At 63.1% G+C, this 244-nt stretch carries 1 protein-coding gene; it reads right to left on the bottom strand.

From position 1 onward, the window contains the following. On the bottom strand, positions 1–244 hold a 244-nt coding region (locus R0J92_RS25720; protein WP_411053775.1), incomplete at both ends, for a transposase.

Here is a 244-nt window from a genome sequence, read left to right as displayed (position 1 = left end):
AGCACCGGCCAATCGAGCCCGGCCAGCTGGATCAGGCTCTCGACAAGTCCCACCGTTTGGCGGAGCAGAAGGCCGAACAAAACTCTCAGCGTCAGGCAGGTTTGGATCGCCGCCTCCGAGAAGGTCTCGGGCCGTCCCCGCTCGCCGGACTTCTCCGCGTACCAAACCATATCGGGGTCGAACCAGACCGAAAGGGAGCCACGTTGCCTGAGCGACGCGTTGTAGGTTGACCAGTTCGTCGTGC

The sequence above is a fragment of the Tritonibacter sp. SIMBA_163 genome (assembly GCF_046535935.1).
GTDB lineage: Bacteria > Pseudomonadota > Alphaproteobacteria > Rhodobacterales > Rhodobacteraceae > Epibacterium > Epibacterium scottomollicae.
The sequence above is the reverse complement of the archived record's forward strand: the minus strand, read 5'-3'. Positions and strand labels throughout refer to the sequence as shown.